Here is a 2,012-nt window from a genome sequence, read left to right as displayed (position 1 = left end):
CACAAGGGAGCTTGACTGCGAGACCTACAAGTCGAGCAGGGACGAAAGTCGGGCTTAGTGATCCGGTGGTTCCGCATGGAAGGGCCATCGCTCAACGGATAAAAGCTACCCCGGGGATAACAGGCTTATCTCCCCCAAGAGTCCACATCGACGGGGAGGTTTGGCACCTCGATGTCGGCTCATCGCATCCTGGGGCTGTAGTCGGTCCCAAGGGTTGGGCTGTTCGCCCATTAAAGCGGTACGCGAGCTGGGTTCAGAACGTCGTGAGACAGTTCGGTCCCTATCCGTCGTGGGCGTAGGAAATTTGAGAGGAGCTGTCCTTAGTACGAGAGGACCGGGATGGACGCACCGCTGGTGTACCAGTTGTCTTGCCAAAGGCATAGCTGGGTAGCTATGTGCGGAAGGGATAAGTGCTGAAAGCATCTAAGCATGAAGCCCCCCTCAAGATGAGATTTCCCTGTTACTTTGTAACGTAAGATCCCTGAAAGATGATCAGGTTGATAGGTTAGAGGTGGAAGCGCGGTGACGTGTGGAGCTGACTGATACTAATCGATCGAGGACTTAACCAATAAAAAAGCGTATGCTCAGTAAATGAATTATATAATCGTTATCTAGTTTTGAAGGAATATTTCCTCAAAAAATCTTTAAAAAACGTCTTGATTTTTTGTATAAAATTAATATAATAGTATATGTCGCTCTTAAACGACATATAACAAAATTATCTGGTGACGATGGCGAAGAGGTCACACCCGTTCCCATGCCGAACACGGAAGTTAAGCTCTTCAGCGCCGATGGTAGTTGGGGGTCTCCCCCTGTGAGAGTAGGACGTTGCCAGGTTTATAATGGAGGATTAGCTCAGCTGGGAGAGCACCTGCCTTACAAGCAGGGGGTCGGCGGTTCGATCCCGTCATCCTCCACCATTTAGAAATTAGATGTGAGAAGTTAGAGGTTAGTAAAATCTTTAATGAACTTCTCCAACATCGTACTTCTATAGTTCTAACATCTAGTACGCCGGTGTAGCTCAATTGGTAGAGCAACTGACTTGTAATCAGTAGGTTGGGGGTTCAAGTCCTCTCGCCGGCACCACTTAGTATTCCATTAATAAGAGCCATTAGCTCAGTTGGTAGAGCATCTGACTTTTAATCAGAGGGTCGAAGGTTCGAGTCCTTCATGGCTCACCATTTTACACACCGTGCGGGTGTGGCGGAATTGGCAGACGCGCTAGACTTAGGATCTAGTGTCCTTGTGACGTGGGGGTTCAAGTCCCTTCACCCGCACCATTTAAATTATGCGGAAGTAGTTCAGTGGTAGAACACCACCTTGCCAAGGTGGGGGTCGCGGGTTCGAATCCCGTCTTCCGCTCTTTAATAAGTGCCGGGGTGGCGGAACTGGCAGACGCACAGGACTTAAAATCCTGCGGTAGGTGACTACCGTACCGGTTCGATTCCGGTCCTCGGCACCAATTAGAAATATAATAGAATGCGCCCGTAGCTCAATTGGATAGAGCGTTTGACTACGGATCAAAAGGTTAGGGGTTCGACTCCTCTCGGGCGCGCCATATACTTTGAAGTGAGAATTAGGAAGTCAGAACTGAGATTGAAAGCTTTGGCTTAAGATGATGCTAGTAATCTCTGACCTCTCACATCCCATATCTGATATTTAATTCGGGAAGTAGCTCAGCTTGGTAGAGCACTTGGTTTGGGACCAAGGGGTCGCAGGTTCGAATCCTGTCTTCCCGACCATTTCTATAGTGATTATGGGGCCTTAGCTCAGCTGGGAGAGCGCCTGCTTTGCACGCAGGAGGTCAGCGGTTCGATCCCGCTAGGCTCCACCAAAAAAACTTCTTGACAATATAATGTGAATTTGATATTCTAATATAGTTGTCATTGAAAAATGATCTTTGAAAACTAAACAAAACCAAGCGTGCCAACGTTAATTTCGATTAACAAAACAACGTACTAAACTAGTACATTTTATGAGCTATATCAACTCTTTATTGGAGAGTTTGATCC

At 47.4% G+C, this 2,012-nt stretch carries 9 tRNA genes and 2 rRNA genes; all 11 read left to right on the top strand.

The window, feature by feature from the left end:
• Nucleotides 1-569, top strand: a 23S ribosomal RNA gene (locus tag WQ54_RS17615); the annotation flags it as partial.
• A gap of 152 nt (nucleotides 570-721) precedes the next feature.
• A 5S ribosomal RNA gene (gene rrf / locus WQ54_RS17610) occupies nucleotides 722-837 on the top strand.
• A gap of 7 nt (nucleotides 838-844) precedes the next feature.
• A tRNA-Val gene (locus WQ54_RS17605) sits at nucleotides 845-920 on the top strand.
• A gap of 90 nt (nucleotides 921-1,010) precedes the next feature.
• A tRNA-Thr gene (locus WQ54_RS17600) sits at nucleotides 1,011-1,086 on the top strand.
• Between the two features lie 19 nt (nucleotides 1,087-1,105).
• Nucleotides 1,106-1,181, top strand: a tRNA-Lys gene (locus WQ54_RS17595).
• Nucleotides 1,182-1,194: 13 nt separating this feature from the next.
• Nucleotides 1,195-1,280: transfer RNA gene (locus WQ54_RS17590), tRNA-Leu, on the top strand.
• 10 nt (nucleotides 1,281-1,290) lie between these two features.
• Nucleotides 1,291-1,362: transfer RNA gene (locus WQ54_RS17585), tRNA-Gly, on the top strand.
• Nucleotides 1,363-1,373: 11 nt separating this feature from the next.
• A tRNA-Leu gene (locus WQ54_RS17580) sits at nucleotides 1,374-1,462 on the top strand.
• Nucleotides 1,463-1,481: 19 nt separating this feature from the next.
• A tRNA-Arg gene (locus WQ54_RS17575) sits at nucleotides 1,482-1,558 on the top strand.
• Between the two features lie 107 nt (nucleotides 1,559-1,665).
• Nucleotides 1,666-1,742: transfer RNA gene (locus tag WQ54_RS17570), tRNA-Pro, on the top strand.
• A 16-nt stretch (nucleotides 1,743-1,758) separates the two neighbouring features.
• Nucleotides 1,759-1,834: transfer RNA gene (locus WQ54_RS17565), tRNA-Ala, on the top strand.
• Nucleotides 1,835-2,012 lie beyond the last annotated feature (178 nt).

Source organism: Bacillus sp. SA1-12 (assembly GCF_000981385.1).
GTDB lineage: Bacteria > Bacillota > Bacilli > Bacillales > Bacillaceae > Metabacillus.
Note: the sequence above shows the minus strand (reverse complement) of the source record. Positions and strands in the feature narration are given on the sequence as shown.